The organism is Archangium lipolyticum (assembly GCF_024623785.1).
Lineage (GTDB): Bacteria > Myxococcota > Myxococcia > Myxococcales > Myxococcaceae > Archangium > Archangium lipolyticum.
Genome location: NZ_JANKBZ010000009.1, coordinates 108,646 through 128,388, shown reverse-complemented (window position 1 = coordinate 128,388; position 19,743 = coordinate 108,646). Strand labels below are relative to the sequence as shown.

The 19,743-nt window shown below is 70.6% G+C and carries 20 protein-coding genes; 5 read left to right on the top strand and 15 right to left on the bottom strand.

Features of this window, described 5'->3' with window-relative positions; translation table 11 throughout:
• The first annotated feature begins 144 nt into the window (after nt 1–144).
• Together NR810_RS20900 and NR810_RS20895 are read left to right on the top strand one after the other, a co-directional pair.
• A complete protein-coding gene (locus NR810_RS20900) occupies nt 145–807 on the top strand; it encodes a hypothetical protein (protein ID WP_257454868.1) in 663 nt (220 codons plus the stop codon).
• Nucleotides 804–1,841, top strand: a complete 1,038-nt coding sequence (locus NR810_RS20895) for a hypothetical protein (RefSeq protein ID WP_257454867.1) — start codon at nt 804–806, stop codon at nt 1,839–1,841. Before NR810_RS20900 ends, NR810_RS20895 begins: the two co-directional genes overlap by 4 nt.
• 37 nt (nt 1,842–1,878) lie before the next feature.
• Here the strand turns inward: NR810_RS20895 and NR810_RS20890 are convergent, their stop codons facing one another.
• The 3 genes from NR810_RS20890 to NR810_RS20880 form a co-directional block, all read right to left on the bottom strand.
• Entirely contained in the window at nt 1,879–2,286 is a 408-nt protein-coding gene (locus tag NR810_RS20890) for a hypothetical protein (protein WP_257454866.1), read from the bottom strand.
• Entirely contained in the window at nt 2,286–3,068 is a 783-nt protein-coding gene (locus NR810_RS20885) for a hypothetical protein (protein WP_257454865.1), read from the bottom strand. The genes NR810_RS20890 and NR810_RS20885 overlap by 1 nt, the downstream gene beginning before the upstream one ends.
• Nucleotides 3,069–3,214: 146 nt before the next feature.
• On the bottom strand, nt 3,215–4,552 hold the full coding sequence (locus NR810_RS20880; RefSeq protein WP_257454864.1) for a M24 family metallopeptidase: 1,338 nt from the start codon (nt 4,550–4,552) through the stop codon (nt 3,215–3,217).
• A 137-nt stretch (nt 4,553–4,689) separates the two neighbouring features.
• On the opposite strand from NR810_RS20880, the gene NR810_RS52610 reads away from it, so the two are divergent.
• Nucleotides 4,690–4,920, top strand: coding sequence for a Rossmann-fold NAD(P)-binding domain-containing protein (locus tag NR810_RS52610; RefSeq protein WP_257454863.1), 231 nt, complete (start codon nt 4,690–4,692; stop codon nt 4,918–4,920).
• Here NR810_RS52610 and NR810_RS20870 read toward each other — a convergent pair.
• Complete coding sequence (locus tag NR810_RS20870) at nt 4,836–5,333, bottom strand: hypothetical protein (RefSeq protein ID WP_257454862.1); 498 nt, start codon at nt 5,331–5,333, stop codon at nt 4,836–4,838. The genes NR810_RS52610 and NR810_RS20870 overlap by 85 nt on opposite strands.
• A 269-nt stretch (nt 5,334–5,602) precedes the next feature.
• Between NR810_RS20870 and NR810_RS20865 the strand changes: the two genes are divergently transcribed.
• Together NR810_RS20865 and NR810_RS20860 are read left to right on the top strand one after the other, a co-directional pair.
• On the top strand, nt 5,603–7,423 hold the full coding sequence (locus tag NR810_RS20865) for a thiamine pyrophosphate-binding protein (protein WP_257454860.1): 1,821 nt from the start codon (nt 5,603–5,605) through the stop codon (nt 7,421–7,423).
• A gap of 97 nt (nt 7,424–7,520) precedes the next feature.
• On the top strand, nt 7,521–9,080 hold the full coding sequence (locus tag NR810_RS20860; RefSeq protein WP_257454858.1) for a peptide MFS transporter: 1,560 nt from the start codon (nt 7,521–7,523) through the stop codon (nt 9,078–9,080).
• Between the two features lie 19 nt (nt 9,081–9,099).
• Here NR810_RS20860 and NR810_RS20855 read toward each other — a convergent pair whose 3' ends face one another.
• From NR810_RS20855 to NR810_RS20805, 11 genes are read right to left on the bottom strand one after another with little or no spacing between them, the layout of a single operon-like run.
• Nucleotides 9,100–9,990, bottom strand: a complete 891-nt coding sequence (locus NR810_RS20855; RefSeq protein WP_257454856.1) for a MerR family transcriptional regulator — start codon at nt 9,988–9,990, stop codon at nt 9,100–9,102.
• A gap of 31 nt (nt 9,991–10,021) precedes the next feature.
• On the bottom strand, nt 10,022–10,882 hold the full coding sequence (locus NR810_RS20850) for a MerR family transcriptional regulator (protein ID WP_257454854.1): 861 nt from the start codon (nt 10,880–10,882) through the stop codon (nt 10,022–10,024).
• Nucleotides 10,879–11,562 (bottom strand): lysophospholipid acyltransferase family protein, encoded by a 684-nt coding sequence (locus tag NR810_RS20845; protein ID WP_257454852.1) that lies wholly within the window; start codon nt 11,560–11,562, stop codon nt 10,879–10,881. Before NR810_RS20845 ends, NR810_RS20850 begins: the two co-directional genes overlap by 4 nt.
• Nucleotides 11,559–11,906: a lycopene cyclase domain-containing protein gene (locus tag NR810_RS20840; RefSeq protein ID WP_257454851.1), complete on the bottom strand. Its 348-nt coding sequence runs from the start codon at nt 11,904–11,906 to the stop codon at nt 11,559–11,561. The genes NR810_RS20845 and NR810_RS20840 overlap by 4 nt, the downstream gene beginning before the upstream one ends.
• A complete protein-coding gene (locus NR810_RS20835; RefSeq protein WP_257454849.1) occupies nt 11,903–12,292 on the bottom strand; it encodes a lycopene cyclase domain-containing protein in 390 nt (129 codons plus the stop codon). Before NR810_RS20835 ends, NR810_RS20840 begins: the two co-directional genes overlap by 4 nt.
• Nucleotides 12,289–13,428, bottom strand: a complete 1,140-nt coding sequence (locus NR810_RS20830) for a glycosyltransferase (protein WP_257454847.1) — start codon at nt 13,426–13,428, stop codon at nt 12,289–12,291. The genes NR810_RS20835 and NR810_RS20830 overlap by 4 nt, the downstream gene beginning before the upstream one ends.
• Nucleotides 13,425–14,402: a carotenoid 1,2-hydratase gene (locus NR810_RS20825; RefSeq protein ID WP_257454845.1), complete on the bottom strand. Its 978-nt coding sequence runs from the start codon at nt 14,400–14,402 to the stop codon at nt 13,425–13,427. Before NR810_RS20825 ends, NR810_RS20830 begins: the two co-directional genes overlap by 4 nt.
• Nucleotides 14,399–15,856 (bottom strand): phytoene desaturase family protein, encoded by a 1,458-nt coding sequence (locus NR810_RS20820; RefSeq protein WP_257454843.1) that lies wholly within the window; start codon nt 15,854–15,856, stop codon nt 14,399–14,401. Before NR810_RS20820 ends, NR810_RS20825 begins: the two co-directional genes overlap by 4 nt.
• Complete coding sequence (locus NR810_RS20815) at nt 15,853–17,175, bottom strand: hydroxymethylglutaryl-CoA reductase, degradative (protein ID WP_257454841.1); 1,323 nt, start codon at nt 17,173–17,175, stop codon at nt 15,853–15,855. The genes NR810_RS20820 and NR810_RS20815 overlap by 4 nt, the downstream gene beginning before the upstream one ends.
• Nucleotides 17,172–18,197: a phytoene/squalene synthase family protein gene (locus NR810_RS20810; RefSeq protein WP_257454839.1), complete on the bottom strand. Its 1,026-nt coding sequence runs from the start codon at nt 18,195–18,197 to the stop codon at nt 17,172–17,174. The genes NR810_RS20815 and NR810_RS20810 overlap by 4 nt, the downstream gene beginning before the upstream one ends.
• Nucleotides 18,194–19,738, bottom strand: coding sequence for a phytoene desaturase family protein (locus tag NR810_RS20805; protein ID WP_257454837.1), 1,545 nt, complete (start codon nt 19,736–19,738; stop codon nt 18,194–18,196). Before NR810_RS20805 ends, NR810_RS20810 begins: the two co-directional genes overlap by 4 nt.
• Between the last annotated feature and the right edge of the window lie 5 nt (nt 19,739–19,743).

The following is a 19,743-nucleotide window of genomic DNA, read 5'->3' as shown; positions in this document are numbered from 1 at the left end:
GAAGAGACGCCCGGTGGTCCCCGGCGCCCGGGGTTGCAGCGTCGCTGCACGTACGCCCGCCCGGCTGTACGGCATGCGCGGGAGCGGACACTTCGACGGTGTTCACACGGCGCCCGCCTCGCTCCAGGATGCACCCCGCGCCCGATGGACTCCCTCGTCACACATACCTGGCTGCGCCGTCTCCTGCTGCGGCTCGTCGGGCTCATCACCGGGCTGGGCCTGTCCGTCGAGCTCGCGTACGCCCGTTGGCGCCAGCCTGGGCTGGGGCCGGTGCTGGAGTTCCTGTCGCTCAGCTACGAGCAGAACCTGCCCACCTGGTACGCGTCGGGGTTGCTGCTCTGCTGTGCGCTGGCGCTCGCGGCCATCGCCCGGGACGCGGCGCTCACCGGGGCCCCCCGCCGCCGCCACTGGTGGGGGCTCGCCGCGGCCTTCCTCTACCTGTCGCTGGACGAGGCGGTGGGCCTGCACGAGCACCTCGGTGATTGGGTGCACCTGCACGGCGTGCTGTACTTCGGCTGGGTGGTACCGGCGGGGGCGGCCGTCCTGGCGCTCGCGCTGACGTACCTGCCCTTCCTCGCGCACCTGCCCGGGAGGCCCCGCCGTCAGTTCCTCCTCGCCGGCGCGCTCTACGTGACCGGCGCGCTCTGCATGGAGCTGCCGCTGGGCTACTGGACGGAGCTGCACGGCAACGACAACCTCGTCTACGCACTCATCGACCACGTGGAGGAGGCGCTCGAGCTGTTGGGCGCGAGTCTCTTCCTCGCGGCGCTGGTGGAGTACCTGGAGGCGCGAGCGCGCGTGCCATGACCGCTCCCGTGGACAAGCCGTCGCCCTACATCGTGGGACCGGTCTACGACTGGGCCTTCTTCCTGTTGCCGCCGCTCGCGGCGCTCGCGCTGGGGGTGGCCATCTCGGGCACCCCGTTCAGCGGAGAGCCGCTCGTGCTCTGGGGCCGGGAGACGACGCGGGCCGGGCTGCTCGTGGGCGCCCTCATCCACGCACACCTGGTGGCCGTCTTCTTCCGCAGCCATGGCAACCCGGCGATCCGGCGGCGGTATCCGCTGCGCTTCCTGCTGGTGCCGGTGCTGGCCTGGGCGCTCATCCGGGGCTCCCACGCGGTGGCGGCCGCGGCCACCGTGCTCGCCACCTTCTGGGACGTGTGGCACTCGGGGCTCCAGACGTTCGGCTTCGCGCGCATCTACGACCGCAACGGCGGCAACCCGCCCGCCCTGGCCCGGCGGCTCGACTTCTGGCTCAACCACCTGCTCTACGCCGGCCCCATCCTCGCGGGGGCCACCATGCTGGACCACTTCCGGGCCTTCGAATCGCTCGGAGACGTGGGGATGCCGTTCTTCACCACCGTCCCGGCCTTCATGTCGGCCACCCACCGCGCGTGGACGCTCGGGGTGCTCATCGCCGGCTCCGCCTTCCTCGCCTTCTACCTGCTCGCCAGCTGGCACCTGTACCGCAAGGGCCACCGGATCTCGCTCCAGAAGGTCTTCCTGCTCGTCACCACGGGAGCCTGCTCCATCTACACGTGGGGCTTCGACAGCTGGGGCGAGGCCTTCTTCATCATGAATCTCCTGCACGCCGTGCAGTACCTGGCCCTGGTGTGGGCCACCGAGCAGGAGCGCATCCGGGAGCGGCTGCGGCTCGGCCGGTGGCGGGCCAGCCTGCCGGTGGCGGCCGCGTTCTTCCTCGGCTCGGTGCTCGCCTACGGCGTGGCCGCGGAGCTGCTGGATCCGGACCTGGAGAGCCTGTGGGCGCTCACCGTCGTCGTCTCGCTCATGCACTTCTGGTACGACGGCTTCATCTGGTCCGTGGGGCGCCAGCAGGTGTGAGCCGTCCCCCTGGGTGAGCGGGACGGCCCTGATGGGACTACCGGCCGATCTTCACTTCCTTGGCGTGGATTTCGTCCGCTTCGATCCAGTCGGCCTTGATCTCCTTGGCGTAGATGATCTCCGCCGAGACCTCCGGGGACTTCACCTCACCGCCGCCCCAACCCCCCTTGCCTCCCTTTCCGCCCTCGCCGGAGTAGACGCGGCCCACCCGGCCATCTCGCGCCTTCACCTCCTTGGCGTAGATGACGCGCGCGTAGACACGTCCGGCCTTGATCTCCTTGGCCCGCAGCACGTCACGCGGTTGCGGTGGTGGGGGTGGCCGCGAGTCTGGATACGGCTCCCCGCGAGGAGGGGGCGGACGGCGCGGCCAATCGTCGTGCATGTAGATGCGGCAGCCCGAGGCCACCAGCGCGAGTCCCAGCAGGACCAGGGTATTCGCTCGCATCAGGGGATCCCCGCGTTGTCCACCAGCACCGCGTTGGAGCTGGGCACCGAGGCCTGTCCCGCCGTGAAGCGGTTGCGCAGCAGCGACACGCCGTTGCCGGTGATGGTGGCGCTCGCGATGTCCGAGAACGCCACCGAGAGGCCGTTGGCGTTGCTCGTCAGCCGGCCGTTGATCTTCACGCCGCGCATCCGGTTGCTGCCGCCGAGCACCGTGACGTTGCCGTCGATGATGGACAGCGGCCCCTCCGTGGGAGACCAGGCGCCGAAGATGAGCACGCCCGCGGCGCGCAGGTCGAAGTTGCCCGGGTAGTTGCCCGGCTTCAGCACGATGATGGTGTTGTCGCTGGCCGCCGCCTGGGCGATGTTGCCCCCCGGCTCCACCTCCACCACCGCGCCCCCAAGGGGGTAGCGCACGGGCGGGAACAGGGGCTGCACCGTCCCATCCCGGTACGACAGCACCACGTCATAGAGCTCCTTCTCCTGCGCCACCTGGAAGGAGTACGTGCCGGGATCGAAGTCCAGCTGCACCGTGCCCGTGGGCAGGTCCTCCACCACCGCCAGCCCCGTGGAATCCGTCCTCACCGGCTCGAGGTCGGCCGCCTTGAACTCAACCCCCGAGCGCGCGGAGCCCGGCACCAGCGTCGTGGTGGAGCCCTGATTGATGACCGGGTTGACCACCACCACCGCGCTCGTCACCTCACCAAATCGGCCCGTCGCCGGGGGCGGGTCATCGCCGCATCCCACCAGGCTCAGGGCCACCAGTACCGCCACAAGTCGTCGCATGTGAAACCTCCCGCGCCTGGACCCGCGCACGGCACAAGAGGCCACATCGGGTGAGCGGGAGAGCGTGCGCCATGCCCTGGAGTACAGGCCGTTACGCGTACTGAACACTCCCGGAGGGGGGTGGATTGCACGTCACGAACCACGGCCTACGGAATGAGGTAGTACGCCTCCTGCCGAGGCACGAAGAAGCGCCAGCCCTCGCGGGTGAGGTACGCGGGATCCTCCTCCATCGCGTAGACCTCCTGGCCATCCCACTCGGGCACCGCGGTGCGCGTGTTGAGCTCGATGGCGATGTACGAGCCCTCCCGCAGCGGCTTGGGCTCCTGCTTCCGGCTGGCCGAGCGGAAGTCGATGGACGCCCCCAATGCATGACCCTGATTGCCCAACGGGTGCGAGTACACCTGCGCCTGAATCCCCTTCTGCTTCATCTCGGCCATCACCGCCTCGTACACCTCGGCGGACGAGCGCCCCGGACGCGAGAGCCTCACCAGCGCGTCCTGGAGCACGTTCGTGTTCGCCAGCGCCCGCTTCAGCCCCTCGGGGGCGTCCCTCTCGCCCTCGCGCAGCACGTACGCCATCTTCTGCCAGTCGGTGTGCAGACCCAGGAAGCTGAGGCCGAAGTCCACGTGCAGCAGGTCGCCCCGCTGGATGAGCACGTCCTCCCGGGCCACCGCGAGAAATCCCCTCGAGGACCCATTGCCCTGCCCCCTGCGCTGCACGCGCAGATCCGGTTGGAACCAGGTCACCAGGCCCAGCCGCCACAGCTCGTCATACAACCAGCGGCGTACGTCCCCCACCCGCGTGACGCCCGGCTTCACCACTTCGGCGGAGAGCGCCCGCCGTACCAGCTCCTCCGTGAGAACCACCATCGCCCGGTAGTGCTCCAGCTCCTCCGGGAGGCGCGTGTCCAGGTACTCCTCGATGAGGGGCGCCGCGCTCATGAAGCGCGCCTCCGCCTCGGACCCCAGCGACTCCACGAGGAACGTGTACGAGTCCCGCGTCAGGCTGCGTGTCACCCCACGCTTGCCGCCGATGCCCAGCGCGATCGTCTTCGGCCGGTACTGCTTGTAGAGCACGGCCAGCGCCTCCTGCTGCCCACCCGCATCCAGCGACTCGAAGAAGCGCGCGACGTTCTCCTCCACGTAGTCCGTCAGCGCGTACTTCTTCAACCCCTGCTCGCCCGCGTCGATGAAGACGAAGAGGTCCCGATTCCCCATGTAGGGACGCGGCGGTGCGACACAGGGGGTGAGCGGATCGTCATGGAACTCCTCGTTCACGATGATCCACATGCCCACACCGTGGCGGCGCATCATCGGCAGGAGCAGCTCATGGCGCCTGGCGAGCCAGGACTCGCGCAGGGCGAGCTGCTCGGAACCACTCGGCAACCGGACCACCCGCGTCTCCGTTGCACCGGGGCGCGCCGTGGCACAAGCCACATTCAGCGCGAGCAACAAGCAGAGAACGGCACGGCGGTACAACGTCATCGAGCGACTCCCGGGCGAGATGGAGCCCACAGGCTAACCCGAGCCCCTGCGTCACCGGGTCATCGGATGCCCGGTCCCTCGCCAGGCATCTCCATCCCCGCGCGGCGAGCCGGGAGCCGAGCGGTTACAACCTCCAGGTGACCGACGTGAGAGACCCCCGTGTGCAGGACGCGCTCCGCCAGGCGTGTGACGAGCTCGGGCTGCCCCTCTCCTACCGAGGATGCGTGTACCCGCTCCTGCGAGAGCCCGAGGGCGAGTGGCCCCTATGCTGCGGCGGGGGATGCTACCCGTGTGCGCAGACGCTCGTGGATGTCGCGATGCGCACGCTGCAACTGCTCGGCACTCCGCGCACCGCGCCCGTGGAGTGAGCACCCTCCCCGTTCTCGGCCGGCTCGATGGCCCGGAGGATCCAATCCAGCGCCCTCGCCTCCCAGTCCGGATCCTTCAGCGAGTCCACGTACCGCTCATGGACGTACACGCCCGTGGCCTTCGCCAGACCGAGGACCTGGAGCAGCGTCACGGTGCTGTCCAACACCACCGCGGAGCGCTCCATCCCATGGTCGCGCAACCACACCATCGACTCCTGGATGAGCTCCTGGGTCGCCACCGGGTTGGCCCTCTGCGTCCTCGAGTCCACCAGCAGCCCGAAGGGCCTCCCCTCCCGGGCTTCCACCTGGAGCTTCAGGTCCTCCAGCCAGGCACTCGCGTCCTCCGGGGTGATGAACCCGGGAGCGTGAACCCGAAAGCCGTACTCCGTGACGAAGTTCCGTGGGACGGACATCCTCTCCTCCCTGTGTCGGGTAGCGCGCGCCCCCTACCACATCTCCCATCCGTCGTGTCTGAAAAAATTTGATTTAGCTGTTCCAAAAGGAAGGGAACTGAGGTACATCGTGCGACATCGTTGGCCCGGCACACCGCGCCGCGCGCACGCATTCCTCACAGAAGAAAGGGGAGCCTGTGTCCCAGCCCGCCCTCGCCAAGGTCACGTCGAGTCCTCTGAGCCGCGGTGAGTCCGCCCCCGCGCTGTTCCTCCCTCCCACGAGGGAAGGGGTGACCCCGGCCGAGCCGCAGACCCGCCCGCAGGAGCCGGCGGCCCCGGCGCGGCTGCGCTCCTTCCGGACGCTGGAGGACGTGACGGTGGTGGAGGCCCTGCTGGCGCACCTGGAGGCGGAGCGGGTGGACACGGTGTTCGGCATCCCCGGAGGCAACATCGCGCCCCTGGTGCAGGCGCTGCGCCGCCAGTCGCGCATCCGCTTCATCATCGGCAGCCACGAGGGCGGCACGGCCTTCATGGCGGACGGGTACGCGCGCGCCACCGGCAAGCTGGGCGTGTGCGCGGTGACGGCCGGCCCCGGGGCCACCAACGCGATGACGGGCGTGGCCTCGGCGCACCTGGATCAGGTGCCGGTGCTGACCCTCAGCGGACAGGTGTCCACCGAGCGCTTCGGCCTGGCCGCCATCCAGGAGAGCACCGACGAGGGCGGCATCAACACGGCGGAGATGTTCCGGCACTGCACGGCCTCGAGCAGCACCATCGTGGACGCGAAGAGCTTCCCCCGGCTGCTGGAGCGGGCGCTGAAGACGGCGCAGGCGGTGCCGTACGGGGCGGTGCACCTGAGCGTGCCCACCAACATCGCCCGGCAGAAGCTGGAGAAGGTGAGCGTGCCCACGGCGCCGGGCGCGTGGAAGGGCACGCTGTCCGCGGCGCCGGCCTCCGAGGTGTACACGGCCTTCGAGCTGCTGCGCCAGGCGAAGCGGCCCCTGCTGTACCTGGGCTCGGGCGCGCGCGAGGCGCTGGAGGGCCGGGGCGCGGAGTTCACCGCCTTCGTGCGCCGCTACTGCCTGCCCGTGGCCACCAGCCTGCGCGGCAAGGGGCTCTTCTCCGAGGAGGATGCGCTGTCGCTGGGCGTGCTGGGCATCGCCGGCAGCAAGCGCGCCGAGCAGTACCTGCGCGAGGGCGTGGACGTGCTGATGGTGCTGGGCAGCCGCCTGGGGGAGTGGGCCAGCAAGAGCTTCTCCTCGCTCTTCCAGATGGCGAGCACCGTCATCCAGGTGGACGCCACCCCGTCCGTCATCGGCCAGTTCCTCCAGGTGAACCTGCCCATCGTCGCGGACGTGAGCTCGGTGGTGGGAGGCCTGGTGGAGTTCGGCCACGGCTCCGCGCCGGGCAGCGAGGCGCTGGTGCGCGAGCGCCGGCAGCACCTCAACGAGCTGAACCTCGCCCACCGGGCGGCGGCGGCGGTGCTGCCCGAGGACGGCCCGCTCAAGCCCCAGCACGTCATGGCGGAGCTCAACCCGCACCTGCGCGGGAACACGGACCTGTACGTGGACATGGGCAACTGCACCGGCTGGGCCACGCACTGCCTGCGCATCGCCCCGCCCGCGCGCGTCTTCTATCCCTGCGGCCTGTCTTCCATGGGCTGGTCGATGGGCGCGGTCATCGGCGGGAAGGTGGGCCGCCCGGAGAACACGGCCATCGCGCTCACGGGAGATGGCTCGTTCCTGATGAATGGGACGGAGCTCGTCACCGCGGTGCGCTACCAGGTGGGCGCCGTGTACCTCGTCCTCAATGACAACTACCTGGGGATGGTGAATCACGGAGAGCACTCGCAGGCGAAGGGCGAGTACGCGCTGGACGACGCCTTCTTCAGCCTGGGGGACCCGGACCTGGTGAAGTTCTCCGAGTCGCTCGGGGCGCGAGCCTACGAGGTGACACGGCCGGGCCAGCTCGCGCGGCTGCTGCCCGAGGTGCTCCGGCGCGCGGACGAGGAGCGCCGGCCGCAGGTCATCGTGGCCCGCATCGACTACCGCGAGGTGCCGCCGTACGGGGACCGGTTCGCCGCCGTCGCCTCGGCCCCCAAGGAGGGCTGAGCACCTCCGGGAAGCACCTGGCGCCAGACTCGCCCATTCGCGGGTACAGTTCGGGACGGGGTGGACACGGAAGCCCCCGGCCCCCCTGGAGCCCCGAATGACCCAGACACCCGCCACGCGGTCCGCCAGCGACTCGGCCCTTCCCCCTGGCCCACCTGGAGGCCCGCCCTCACCGGGGCTGGAGCAGCGAGGCTTCTTCGGCCACCCGCGAGGGCTCGCCACGCTCTTCTTCACCGAGATGTGGGAGCGCTTCAGCTTCTACGGCATGCGGGCGCTGCTCATCCTCTTCATGACGGCGGCCGTGGAGAAGGGGGGCCTGGGCTTCGATGCACAGAAGGCGAGCGCCATCTACGGGCTCTATGGCGCGGGCGTGTACCTCACCGCCATGCCGGGAGGGTGGCTGGCGGACCGGCTCATCGGCCAGCGGCGCGCGGTGCTCTTCGGCGGCATCATCATCGCCCTGGGCCACTTCAGCATGGCGCTGCAGGGGGTGTTCTTCTTCTACCTGGGCCTGCTGCTCATCGTGCTGGGCACGGGACTGCTCAAGCCCAACATCAGCGCCATGGTGGGTGGCCTCTACCCCGAGGGCGGAGCACGGCGCGACGCGGGCTTCTCCATCTTCTACATGGGCATCAACATCGGCGGCTTCATCGCGCCGCTGGTGGTGGGCTACCTGGGCGAGCAGGTGGACTGGCACCTCGGCTTCGGCGCCGCGGGCATCGGCATGGTGCTCGGCATCATCCAGTACCTGGTGGGCGGCAAGCACCTGGGCGAGGTGGGACAGAAGCCCAGGAGCGAGGACACCCAGGGGCCAGGGCAGCCGAAGCGGGGCTCCTCGCGCACGGTGGGGCTCGCGTTGGCGGGCGTGCTGGTGGGACTGCTGGTGGTGTTGCAGCTGCTGGGCGTGGTGGACCTGACGACGCCGGTGGGCCTGGCCAACGCGGGCGGCTTCATCATCGTGACGCTGGCGCTCGCGTTCTTCTCCTACATGTTCACGGCTGGCGGGCTGGACGCCGCGGAGAAGCGGCGGCTGGGCGTCATCGGCGTCTTCTTCATCTGCTCGGCCATCTTCTGGGCCGGCTTCGAGCAGGCGGGCTCCTCGCTCAACCTCTTCGCCCGGGAGCTGACGGACCGGAAGGTGTTGGGCTGGGAGATGCCATCGAGCTTCCTCCAGTCCATCAACTCGCTGCTCATCATCGGCTTCGCGCCGGTGTTCGCCTGGCTGTGGGTGTGGCTCAACAAGCGCGAGAACGAGCCGAGCAGCCCGGCCAAGTTCTCCCTGGGGCTGGTGCTTCTGGGCACGGGCTTCGTGGTGATGGTGGCGGCCTCGCTGGCGACAGCGGGAGGGAACAAGGTGAGCCCCATGTGGCTGGTGCTCACCTACCTGCTGCACACCTTCGGCGAGCTGAGCCTCAGCCCGGTGGGCCTGAGCACGGTGACGAAGCTGTCCCCGCAGCGGACGGTGGGGCAGATGATGGGCGTGTGGTTCATGTCCATGTCGCTGGGCAACCTCATCGCCGGGCGCGTGGCGGGACAGTTCGAGGCCATGCCCCTGCCCCAGCTCTTCGGCGCGGTGGCGGCCGTGGCCGTTGGCGCGGGCCTGGTGCTGGCCGTCTTCGTCCGCCCGCTCCGGCGGATGATGGGCGGGGTGCACTGAGGCGCCCGGCCCGCGGGGCTCACGCGCCCAGCAGCCGCGCCCAGTCGTCCCCGCTCTCGAAGACGTGCACCCCCAGCCGCTCGCCCACCTCGCGGTGCAACAGCGCCCCAGGACCCCCCACCCAGACCGGCGTCCCCTGGGGAATGCCCTCCAGGATTCGGGACAGCGTGTCCTCGAACACCCGGGCCCCCTCGTCCGTCACCGCCGACAGCCCCACGAGCTCCGCCTTCAGCGCGTGCGCCACCCGCCCCACCTCCGCCGCTGGCGTCCGCTGCCCCAACAGCGTCACCGACATCCCCGCGTGCCGGAGCCTCAGCGCCGCGCCCAACAGTCCAATCTCGTGCTCCTCCGTCGGAAAGCACGCCAGCACCACGCGCCGGTTCCCCTGGCCCGGTGCCGCGTGCAGCAGGCCGATGAGCCGTGCGCGCACCTCCTGCGTCACCAGGTGCTCCTGCCCCACCGAGAACGTGCCCTCATGCCAGCGCTCCCCCACCTCCCGCTGCAGGGGCACCAGCACCTCGTCATACGCCCTCAGCGGCGACAGCGCCGCCAGCACCTCGTCCAGCACCGCCGAGATCCGCGCCTGGTCCAGCGCCTCCGCCGCCGCGAGCGCATCGTCCATCCACGCCCGCACGCTCGAGGAGTCTGGCTCCACGGCGGGCCGCGCCGCGTCCATCTCCCTCAGCAACTGCGGCAACATCGTCGCCGCCTCGCTGATGGACACCCCCTCCTCGGTGAGTTGCTTGAGCCGCCGCAGCAGCGCCACGTCCCGGTCCGTGTACACCCGGTAGCCCGAGGGCGTGCGCCTCGGCGCCAGCACACCGTAGCGCCGCTCCCAGGCCCGGATGAGCTCTACCCTCACCCCGGACAGCTCGGCGGCGACATGGATTCTGTAGGTGCGCTCGGCCATGGCTTCCCCTACCCCTCCGCACCCTCTTGTCTCAGGTACGGTTCGACTCGCCGCGCGCCTGCTGCCAGAGGAGCACCAGCTCCTCCGCGGTCTCGGCGTACTGCGCCCCCGCGCTGAAGATGGCCTTCAGGTGCTCACGCGCGCCCGGCCCTCCTACCACCACCAGCGTCGGAGCACACGCCTCGACCGAGGCGCTCAGCACCTGTTGCAGCTCCCCTGGCTCCCTCCTCCGCACGCAGGAGAGCGCCACCAGATCCGGGTGCACCTGCTGGCAGGCCGAGCGCAACGCCTCCGCCGGCGTATCCGCCCCCAGCAGCGTCACCCTCCAGCCCTTCCGCTTCAAGTGCAGTCCCAGCGCCAGCAGTCCGCCCTCGTGCATGTCCCGCTCCGGACAGGCCAGCAGCACCCGGGGGCCCTCCGGGCGCGAGTCCTCGGCCAGCAGCAGGGCGCGCAGCCGCTGGCGGATGAGCGCCGAGGCCATGTGCTCCCGCGCGATGTCCAGCCGCATCCCCATCTCCCGCAGCAGCGGCATGAGGAAGGAGTCACAGTAGGCCTGCGCGTCCATCGTGGCCCGCGCCTCGCCCAGCACCCGGTCCGCCTCGTCCCCGTCCAGCATCATCACCGCCGACCAGAAGCGCTCCTCCAGCCGCTCACCCACCGGCAGCTCGCCCACCGGCGTCGTCCGCACCTGGGCGATCGCCTCGCTCACCGCCAGGCCCTCGGAGATGAGCTTCGCCACCCGGCGGATGTTCTCCACCTCGTCGCGCGAGTACACCCGGTAGTTGCTCTCGTTGCGGTGGGGGCGCGGGAAGCCATAGCGCCGCTCCCAGGCCCGCAGCGTGGCCTCGCGGATGCCCGTCAGCCGGGCGATGGTCCGGATGCGCAGCGTCATGCCGAAGGCGCCCTCCCCCGCACCACGTCCCAACGCTCCGCCACCCCCATGCCCCCGGACACCACCCGCGTGAAGCCCTCCAGGCTCGTCGCCTCCGCCAGCCGCCGCACCGCCCCCTCCAGCTCCGCCTGGAAGCGCGACAGCGACCCCGCCGCGTGCGGCGTCCCCACCTCCACCAGCACGTCCGGCCGCTCGTGCTCGAAGAAGGCATAGCGGATGGCGAGCGGTACGCACTCCACCTTCCCCACCCGCGCCAGCAGCTCCACCCCGCGCTCCAGCCGCAGCGGCAGCACCCCGAAGGGCCTCAGCTCCCCCTCCGGAAACAGGCACACCGCCGCCCGGGGTCCACGCAACAACTGGCCCGCGTACCGCAGCGTCTCCAGCGACGAGGCCCACTCGCCCCGGCGGATGCTGAACGCCCCCAGCCGGGACAGGAAACGGTAGCGCTCCAGGTTGTGCTCCTCCATGACGCAGTACGCGTCCCACCCCGCCGCCTTCCCCACCTGGTGCAGCACGAAGCCGTCCCACCAGTTGCAATGGTTGGCGTACACCAGGCGCGAGCCCTCCCCTCCCGGCAGCCCTCCGCGCACCCACAGGCCACGGAACGCCGAGCGGAACTTCCACCCGACGTAGCCATCGAGCACCCACCCGAGGAGTCCGCCCTTCGCCGCGCGAATCACGGCACACGCGCCTCCCGCCGCGAGAGGAGCGCAGTGAAGAGCGTCAACCCCAGGGACACCATCACGCTCGTCAGCAGGAAGAAGAGGATCTCCTCCAGCGGCACCCCCGCCACGTACACGCCCAGGTGCTTTCCCTCGCCGAAGTTCCAGATGCCCACGCGGATGGCCAGGTGATCCGCCACCACCAGGTACGTGCCCACCACCAGCGCCGGAGGCAACACCGCCTTCAGCACCGCCCACGAGCGGCCCCGGAAGTGGTGCACCAGCAGCCCCAGCTGCAACACGATGAAGGGCACCGCCCACGCCATCAGGTGGATGAGGTACGCCCAGCGCGACTCCATCATGACGCCACCTCCTCCGCGTCCAGCCTCGGCTCGCGGGCCTTCGTGGATCCGGCCGGCTCCTTCTTCTCCTCCGCGGGGGCCTCTTCCAGCACCCGGCGCAGCCGCTCGCGCGCCCAGAGCCCCACCAGCAACGTCTGCAGCCCGAAGAAGAGGTACTCCTCCAGCGGCAGGTAGCCCAGCTTGATTCCCCAGATGCGCTCCGGGTCGAAGCCCCACAGCCCCCACTTCACCGCCAGGTTGTCCCACGGCGACGTCGCCGCGTACACCACCACCAGCAGTATCCCCATCGGCGCCAGCCCTCTCCACGTCAGCGTCCGCCGGTAGCGCACCAGCAGGAAGAGGATGGGCAGCACGACGAACAATCCCAGGAAGCGTCCGTAGGTCATCCCCGGCCTCCACTCAGCTCCGTCCACACCGGTGACATGCGTCCCCCCGTGTGCAACGCGTAGGTGCGCCCCCTCCACGTCACCCGCGGCGGGTGCACGAGGGAATGCAGAAAGGCGCTCAGCAACAGCGCTTCGCCCAACAGCCAGTCCAGTGCCACGTGGTGCACGGGGGGGCCTATACCCTCACCCCGTCCCTCTCCCAGGGGGAGAGGGGTGCTGAGCACCGTCAGACGCCAGGACAACAGGGTTCTCACGCACAGCAGACCCCCTACCGCCATCGCCAGCCACAGAGAACCCATCAGTGCTCCCAGCACCAGCAACGGCCACGTCGGCGTGAAGAGCAGCGGCACCGTCGGATAGAGGCCCGGCCGGTGACTCTCCAGCACCTGCATCCACCTCGTGAAGCGCGCCAGCGCCGCGCTCCATGTGCCCGATGCCAATGGCACCACCGCCGGCACCTCGCACAGCTCCACGTCCAGCCCCCGCGCGTGCAACCGCTTCGACAGCTCCAGGTCCTCCCCGATGTGGTCCGCCAGCCCCGCCAGCTCCTCCATCGCCCGCTCGCTCAGCCCCAGCGCCTTGCCGCACACCGACTTCGCTCCCGCGCTCATCACGTGCAACGCCCGGAAGCTGTGGTGTGTACGTCTCAGCAGCCCCGCCACCGCCCGGTCCGCCAGGCCAGCCTCGCCCACCGGCGTCGGCACCGCCGTGCTCAGCGCCGCCCCCGCCGCCACCGGTGATGCCAGGCCCTCCACCAGCGCCCCCGTCACCGCCACGTCCGCGTCCACCACCAACACCACCCGTCCCTCCCTCGGCAGCGTCTCCAGCGCGAACAGCACGTGGCCCACCTTCCGGTTCGGCGTCGACGGGTCGCTCCGCAGCCACCTCACGCCCTCGGGCAGACGCGGCTCCCTCGGCGACAGCACCACGTGCTCCAGCGGCCCCGCGTAGTCGATGGGCCGCGACAGGTTCTCCAGCTCCCGCGCCGTGGGCTCGTCCACCGGGCGCAGCAACAGCACCGGTACCCGCGTGGGCTCCACCGGGCGCCGCCGCCGCAACAACCGCCCCAGCGCCACCGCGCTGAAGCCCCCGGCCAGCACCGTCCAGCCCAGGCCCAGCACCACCAGCGGGTTCATGTCCCACGCTCCACGCGCGTGCGGAAGTGCGCCATCCAGCGGATGTAGGGCGAGTGGAAGCGGCGGAAGTCCGCCACCTCCCCCATCACGTCCAGCCCGTTCCTCCGCGCCTCCACCCGGGCGTAGAAGGGCGAGGACTCCAGCAGCTTCGGCACGCCCACCACCGTGTTGCCCGCATGCAGTTGCGCCGGCACCCGCAGGCCCCAGCCCGTCAGGCTCGTCGGCCGCGCCTCGGCCAGCAGGGGCCTGCGCTCGGACTTCGTCCCCATCGCGCCCGCCGACACCCGCAGCGGCGCCACTCCGCCCGGCAGGTGGTAGTCCACCACCGTCTCCTCCGGCCCGTGCACGCGCGCCCAGTGCCACCCCGGCAGCCTCGCGCCCAGCAGCTCCGCGCCGTGGTTGCTGTCGTGGTAGCCCAGGCCCTCCGACACCACGCCGTCCGAGGCCACCTCCAGCCGTGCCTTCGCCCGGAGCGCCAGGGCCCTCCAGTAGTGCGGCAATCCCGGCACCAGTTGCAACTCCTCCGCCGCCGGCACCTGGGGCTCCAACACAAGGCTGGCCCGCACCGCCCTGCCGAAAGGCGCGCACCGCTCGTCCACCTCCAGGCGCACCGTGCCGTCCAGCGCGTACTCCAGCAGCGAGCGGCCGATGCGCAGCGCCCGGCCCTCGTGCCGCACCGAGGCCTCCGGGTACTCGCTCAACACCCAGCACTGGCGCCGGCCCTGGTGATAGAGCGCGAAGTTCACCGCGCTGTGCTCGAGCGGCAGGGCCCCACGCTTCACTCCCGCCGAGTAGCGCGCGGAGAAGAGCGAGCCCACCATGAAGATGAACACCGCGCTGTACTCGCCCGCCGTCACGTCCGCGTAGAACCAGCGGTAGGCCCCCGACGTGTCCGGCAGTGCCGGCAATGCATCCAGCCAGCCATACCCATGCGAGCGCCTCGGCGGAGCCGATGAAGAGTCCAACAGCCTCATGCGCTCCTCCGCAGGTGCGCGGACGCCATCTCCGCGGCGAAGCGGCCCGAGAGCATCACCAGCGGCACCCCGCCTCCCGGATGCGTGCCTCCGCCCGCGAAGAAGAGCCCCGGCGAGCAGCCCCGGATGCGCGGCCGGCGGAAGGGACCGAACTTCCCGTGCGGCAGGAAGCCGTAGATGGAGCCACCCGGGGCACCCAGCGCCGCCAGGTCCACCGGCGTGCGCTGCCCCACCACCCGCATGCGTCCCCGCAGCTCCGGGTAGTGCTGCAACAGCTTGTCGAACATCTGCGCCTTCACCCGCTCGGCCTGCAGCTCCCACGCGGCCGCCGCCCGCTCACTGGCGCCCGGCTCGCGCGGCAGCGCCGGAGCGTTCACCATGACGAAGAGGCCCGTCTTGTCGGGGGGCGCCATCGTCGGGTCCGTCGCCGAGGGGTTGCAGAAGTACACCGTCGGGTCATTGGCCAGCTGGCCACCGAAGAGCTCGTCGAACTCGCGGCGGTAGTCGCGGCTGAAGAGCACGGTGTGGTGCGGAAGCGCCGGACGGCCGTCCACCTCCAGCAGCAGCACGTAGCCCGACAGCGACAGCGGCTCGCTCCCCCGCCCCAACTTGTCCAGCGGGTCCGCGTTCACCACCACCGAGTCGAAGTACTCCTCGCCTCCCTCGGGCCCCACCCGGTAGCCCCGCGCATCGCGCGTGTAGCGGGCTCGCGTCTGGAGATGCACCTTCACCCCCTGGCGCTTCACCGCCGCCCCGAGCGCATCCACCAGCGCGCCGATCCCTCCCCGCATGTGGTGCACGCCGTACGCGCGCTCGATATGCGGGATGAGGGCATACGCCGCGCTCACCTCGTAGGGCGACGCCCCCGCGTACGTGGCGAAGCGGCCCACGAACTGCCGCATGTGGTCCGTCTTGAAGTGCGCCCGCGCCAGATCGTCCAACGTCGCCAGCCTCATGCCCCGGGCCATCGCCACCACGCCCCGCCGGGCCACGCGCGCCATGAAGCCCGCCATGCCCTCGAAGGGGGCCTCCAGGTATGGCTCGCCCGCGGCGCGCCAGATGGCCTCCGCCTCCTCATAGAAGCCATGCACCCCGTGCCGCTCGCTCGGGCGCAGCCCGCCCGCGCTCTCCGCGGTGCGCTCGAGGTCCTTGTACGCCACGAAGCCGCACCCGTCCGCGAAGCGGTAGGTGCACTGCGGCTCCAGCTCCGTCACGGGCGGCAGCAGCTCCGCCGCGCCCAGCCGCTCGAACAGCCCCTTCACCACCTCCGGCAGCGTGAGCAGCGTGGGCCCGGTGTCGAACACGAGCCCGTCCGCCTTCACGCACTGCGCCTTTCCCCCGAGGGTAGGGCCTCCCTCGAAGAGCGTGACGTCGTGGCCCTCCTTCGCCAGGAGCCCGGCGGCCGTCAGCCCTCCGATTCCGCCGCCCACCACCGCGACACGCATCGTCTTCATCGCGAAGCCCCCTTCCGACGTACCTCCTCGGCGAGGATCTCCCGCGCACGCTCCGGCCGGTAGACGCGCTCGCGCGCCAGCCGCTCGGCGACGATCTCCACCAGCTCTCCCTCCGCCCCCACCTCCGCCGCCACGCGCCGCGCGTGCAGCGCCATGTGTCCCTTCTGGATGCCCTCGGTGGACAGCGCCTTGAGGGCCGACAGGTTGGTGGCCAGTCCCGCCGCCGCCGCCACGCACGCCAGGTCCACCGCGCTCTTCACGCAGGCCAGCTTCAGCGCCCGCCGCACGCCCGGATGCGTGCGCGCCGCTCCGCCCACCGTCGAGGTGGCCAGCGGCATCACCAGCTGCCCCTCCAGCTCGCCCTCGGGCCCCTTCCTCCACGACGTGAGTGGCCGGTACACGCCCGAGCGGGCCGCGTACGCGTGCGCTCCCGCCTCCACCGCGCGCCAGTCGTTGCCGCACGCCACCAGCACCGCGTCCACCCCGTTCATCACCCCCTTGTTGTGGGTGACGGCCCGGTACGGATCCAACTCCGCGAAGAGGTGCGCCTCCAGGATGGCATCCCGCACCGCCTGGCCATCGGGGAAGCCCTCGAAGGCCAGCGCCGCCGCCGGAACCCGTGTCCGCACGTACACCTTCCGGCGATCCGCCAGGTTGGTGAGGATCTTCAGCCCCGCCCGGCTTCGCGTGAGGGCCGCGAGCCGAGGTGCCATCTTCTCGGCCAGCCCGTTGACGAGGTTGGCCCCCATGGCATCGCGGGTGTCCACGTGCAGGTGGACGACGAGCGTGGTGGCGTCCAGCACGCGCACCTCCAGCTCGCGCGCCCCTCCACCCCGGGCGCACATGGCCCCCAGCAGGCCATTGGCCTCGGCCAACAGCTCGGGCGCCCGCGTGCGCAGCACCGTCTCCGCCTCGGCCAGCGAGGGCACGTCCAGCAGCTGCACCTGCGCGGTGGTGATGGGCTCATCCGCCGTCACGGTGAAGCCGCCGCCCTCGGCGCACAGGCGCGCGGCGTAGCTGGCCGCGGCGATGATGGAGGGCTCCTCCACCGACATGGGCACCAGCCGGTCCTGCCCGTTCACCACGAAGTTGAGCGCCAGGCCCAGCGGCAGGCCGTGCAGGCCGATGACGTTCTCCACCATGGCGTCCGCGCAGGCCTCGTCGAAACCGCCCAGGCCCGCGCACGCCTCGGCATCCTCCGGCTCCAGCCAGCGCGACTCCACCAGCCGGGTGCGGCGGCTCTCCGGCGACTGACGGTAGAAGCCCGACAGCCGCGAGGAGCGCCGCACCTTCAGCTTCTGTATCTTGTCGTCGCTCATGGACTGACTCCCGGGGTGATGCCGGTGGGCAGCAGCGGCACCTTCACTTCAGGAGTCGGTGGGGCGGGCAGCACCGACGAGGGCCGCACGAGGATGGAGGTGGCCAGCGCCAGCTTGCGCGAGCCCGGCACCGAGAGCCGCCCCTTGAAGACGTCGTAGTCGTTCTGCTCGATGACGCGCAGGATGTCCCCGTAGATGGAGCCCATCAGCTTCACCATGCGCTGGCAGCCGAAGCCGGTGAGCGCGGGGATGCCCGCCGCCGCCCTCGCGTAGTAGGCGCGCGCCCGTTCGATCTGGAAGCGCATGAAGCCGCGCCAGCGGTCGTCCACCACGCCCCGGCGCAGGTCGTCCACCGTCAGCTCGAAGGCGGCCAGCTCGTCCAGCGGCAGGTAGACGCGGTCGCGGTCCAGGTCCTCCTTCACGTCCCGGAGGATGTTGGTGAGCTGCATGGCGCGGCCCAGATCCGCCGCCGGCCCGAGCGCCCACTCGTCCGAGCAGCCCAGCATCGGCGCCATCATCAGCCCCACCACGCCCGCCACCCGGTAGCAGTACAGGTCCAGCTCCGCCCAGCTGTCGTAGCGGCGCTTCGTCAGGTCCATCTCCATGCCGGAGATGAGGTCCTGCATGGGCTGCTCGGGGACGCGGAAGCGGCGGATGCAGTCCACCAGCGCGGCCAGCTCCGCCGCATCCCACGGGCCCTCGCCACCGCTGGCACGCGTGGCGGGCGGCGGCATGCGTGGATCGGCCAGCTCCGGCGTCTCCAGGAAGAGCTCGGCCACCGCGCGGCGCGCGCGCACCAGCCGCTCGCCCAACCCCTCGGGCACCGCGCCGTGGTCCGCCCCGTCCGCCACGTCCACCATGTCATCCAGCCGCCGGCAGTACGCGTAGAGCGCGAAGGCCGCCTTGCGCCGCATGCCGAAGAGCATGAACGAGGCGAAGAAGAAGCTCTTGGCGTGATTGCGAGTCACGCGCTCCGCCATCTCGTAACCACGTGCCACCAGGGTGTTGTCATGCGCCTTCATGCCGCCTCCTCGATTGCTCCGCGCCCGGCTCCCCGGGGCTCCTTCACCACATCCGTCACACCCGACCAGGCCAGGATACGCTCCACCACCAGCCTCGCGGAGATGAGCACCGTGGGAAGTCCGGTCCCCGGCTGGGTGGAGGCCCCCACGAAGAACAGGTTCCGCACCCGCGCATCCTGGTTGGAGGGTCGGAAGGGGCCAATCTGCATAAAGTTTTGAGCCAGCCCGAACGCGCTCCCCCGGGCCAGGTTGAAGGTGAAGGCCCAGTCGTCGGGCGTGAACACACGCTCCACCTCGATGTCCCGCTCCAGCTCCGGGTAGCCCAGCTCCGCCAGGCGCCGCAGCACCTTCGCGCGCACCTTCGGGCCCTCCACCTTCCAGTCCAGGCCCGGGTGCTGATGGGGCACCGGCACCAGGACGTACAGGGCATCCTTGCCCGGAGGCGCCAGGCTCGGATCCGTATGCGCCGGAGCATTCACGTAGAAGCTCGGATCCTCGGGCACGCGGAAGCGCTCGAAGAGGTCCTCGAACGAGCCCTTGTAGTCGTGGCCGAAAACGACGTTGTGGTGGTGCAACCCGTCATAGCGCCGGCGAAGTCCCAGGTAGAGCATGTAGCCACTGGAGGTGAAGCGCAGCTTCTCCGCGCGCTTGAGCCGGGTGACGCCCGGATCCAACAGCTTCTCGTACGCGTAGGGGAGATCCGCATTACAGAGCACCACGTCCGCCTTCACCACCTCGCCGCTCTCGAGCTCCACGCCCGTGGCGCGCGAGCCCTCGGTGAGGATGCGCTTCACCGGCGTGCCGTAGTGCAGCCGCACGCCCTCCTCGCGCGCCACCTTCTCCAGCGCGAGCGGAATGGCGTAGAGCCCGCCCTTGGGGAACCACACGCCCACCCCCAGCTCGGTGAAGGGCAACAGCCCGTACACCGCGGGCGACGCGAAGGGCGACACCCCGAGGTACATCGTCTGGAAGGTCATCGCCGCGCGCAGCCGCTCGTCCTGGAAGAAGCGGCTGACGTCCGCGTACATGCGGCGGTGGGCGCGCACCTGGAAGATCTTCTTGAGCACCGAGGGCGCGAAGTAGTCGCTGATGCCCGAATAGTTGCGGCCCACCAGGTGGTCCAGGCTGGTGCGGTACTGGGTGCGGCCCTGCGCGAGGAAGGCGAGGTAGCGCGCGTAGCTGCCCGGCTCTATCCGCTCCAGCTCCTGCCCCATGGTGCACAGCTCGGAGGTGAAGGTGATGGCCGAGCCGTCGCGGTAGTGGATGCGGTAGTTGGGATCGCACCGCAGCAGCGTGAGGTAGTCCTCCAGGCGCCGGCCGAGCGCGGCGAACGTCTCCTGGAACACCTCGGGCATGAGCACGATGGTGGGACCGATGTCCCAGGTGAAGCCGTCCACCTGGAGCCGGTTGCAGCGGCCACCGGGGCCGTCCGTCTTCTCGAAGAGGTGGACGTCGAACCCCTGGTGGGCCAGCCGCGCCGCCGCGGCGAGTCCCCCCACTCCCGCGCCCACCACCACCGCCTGTCGCTTGCCGCTGCTCACGGTGC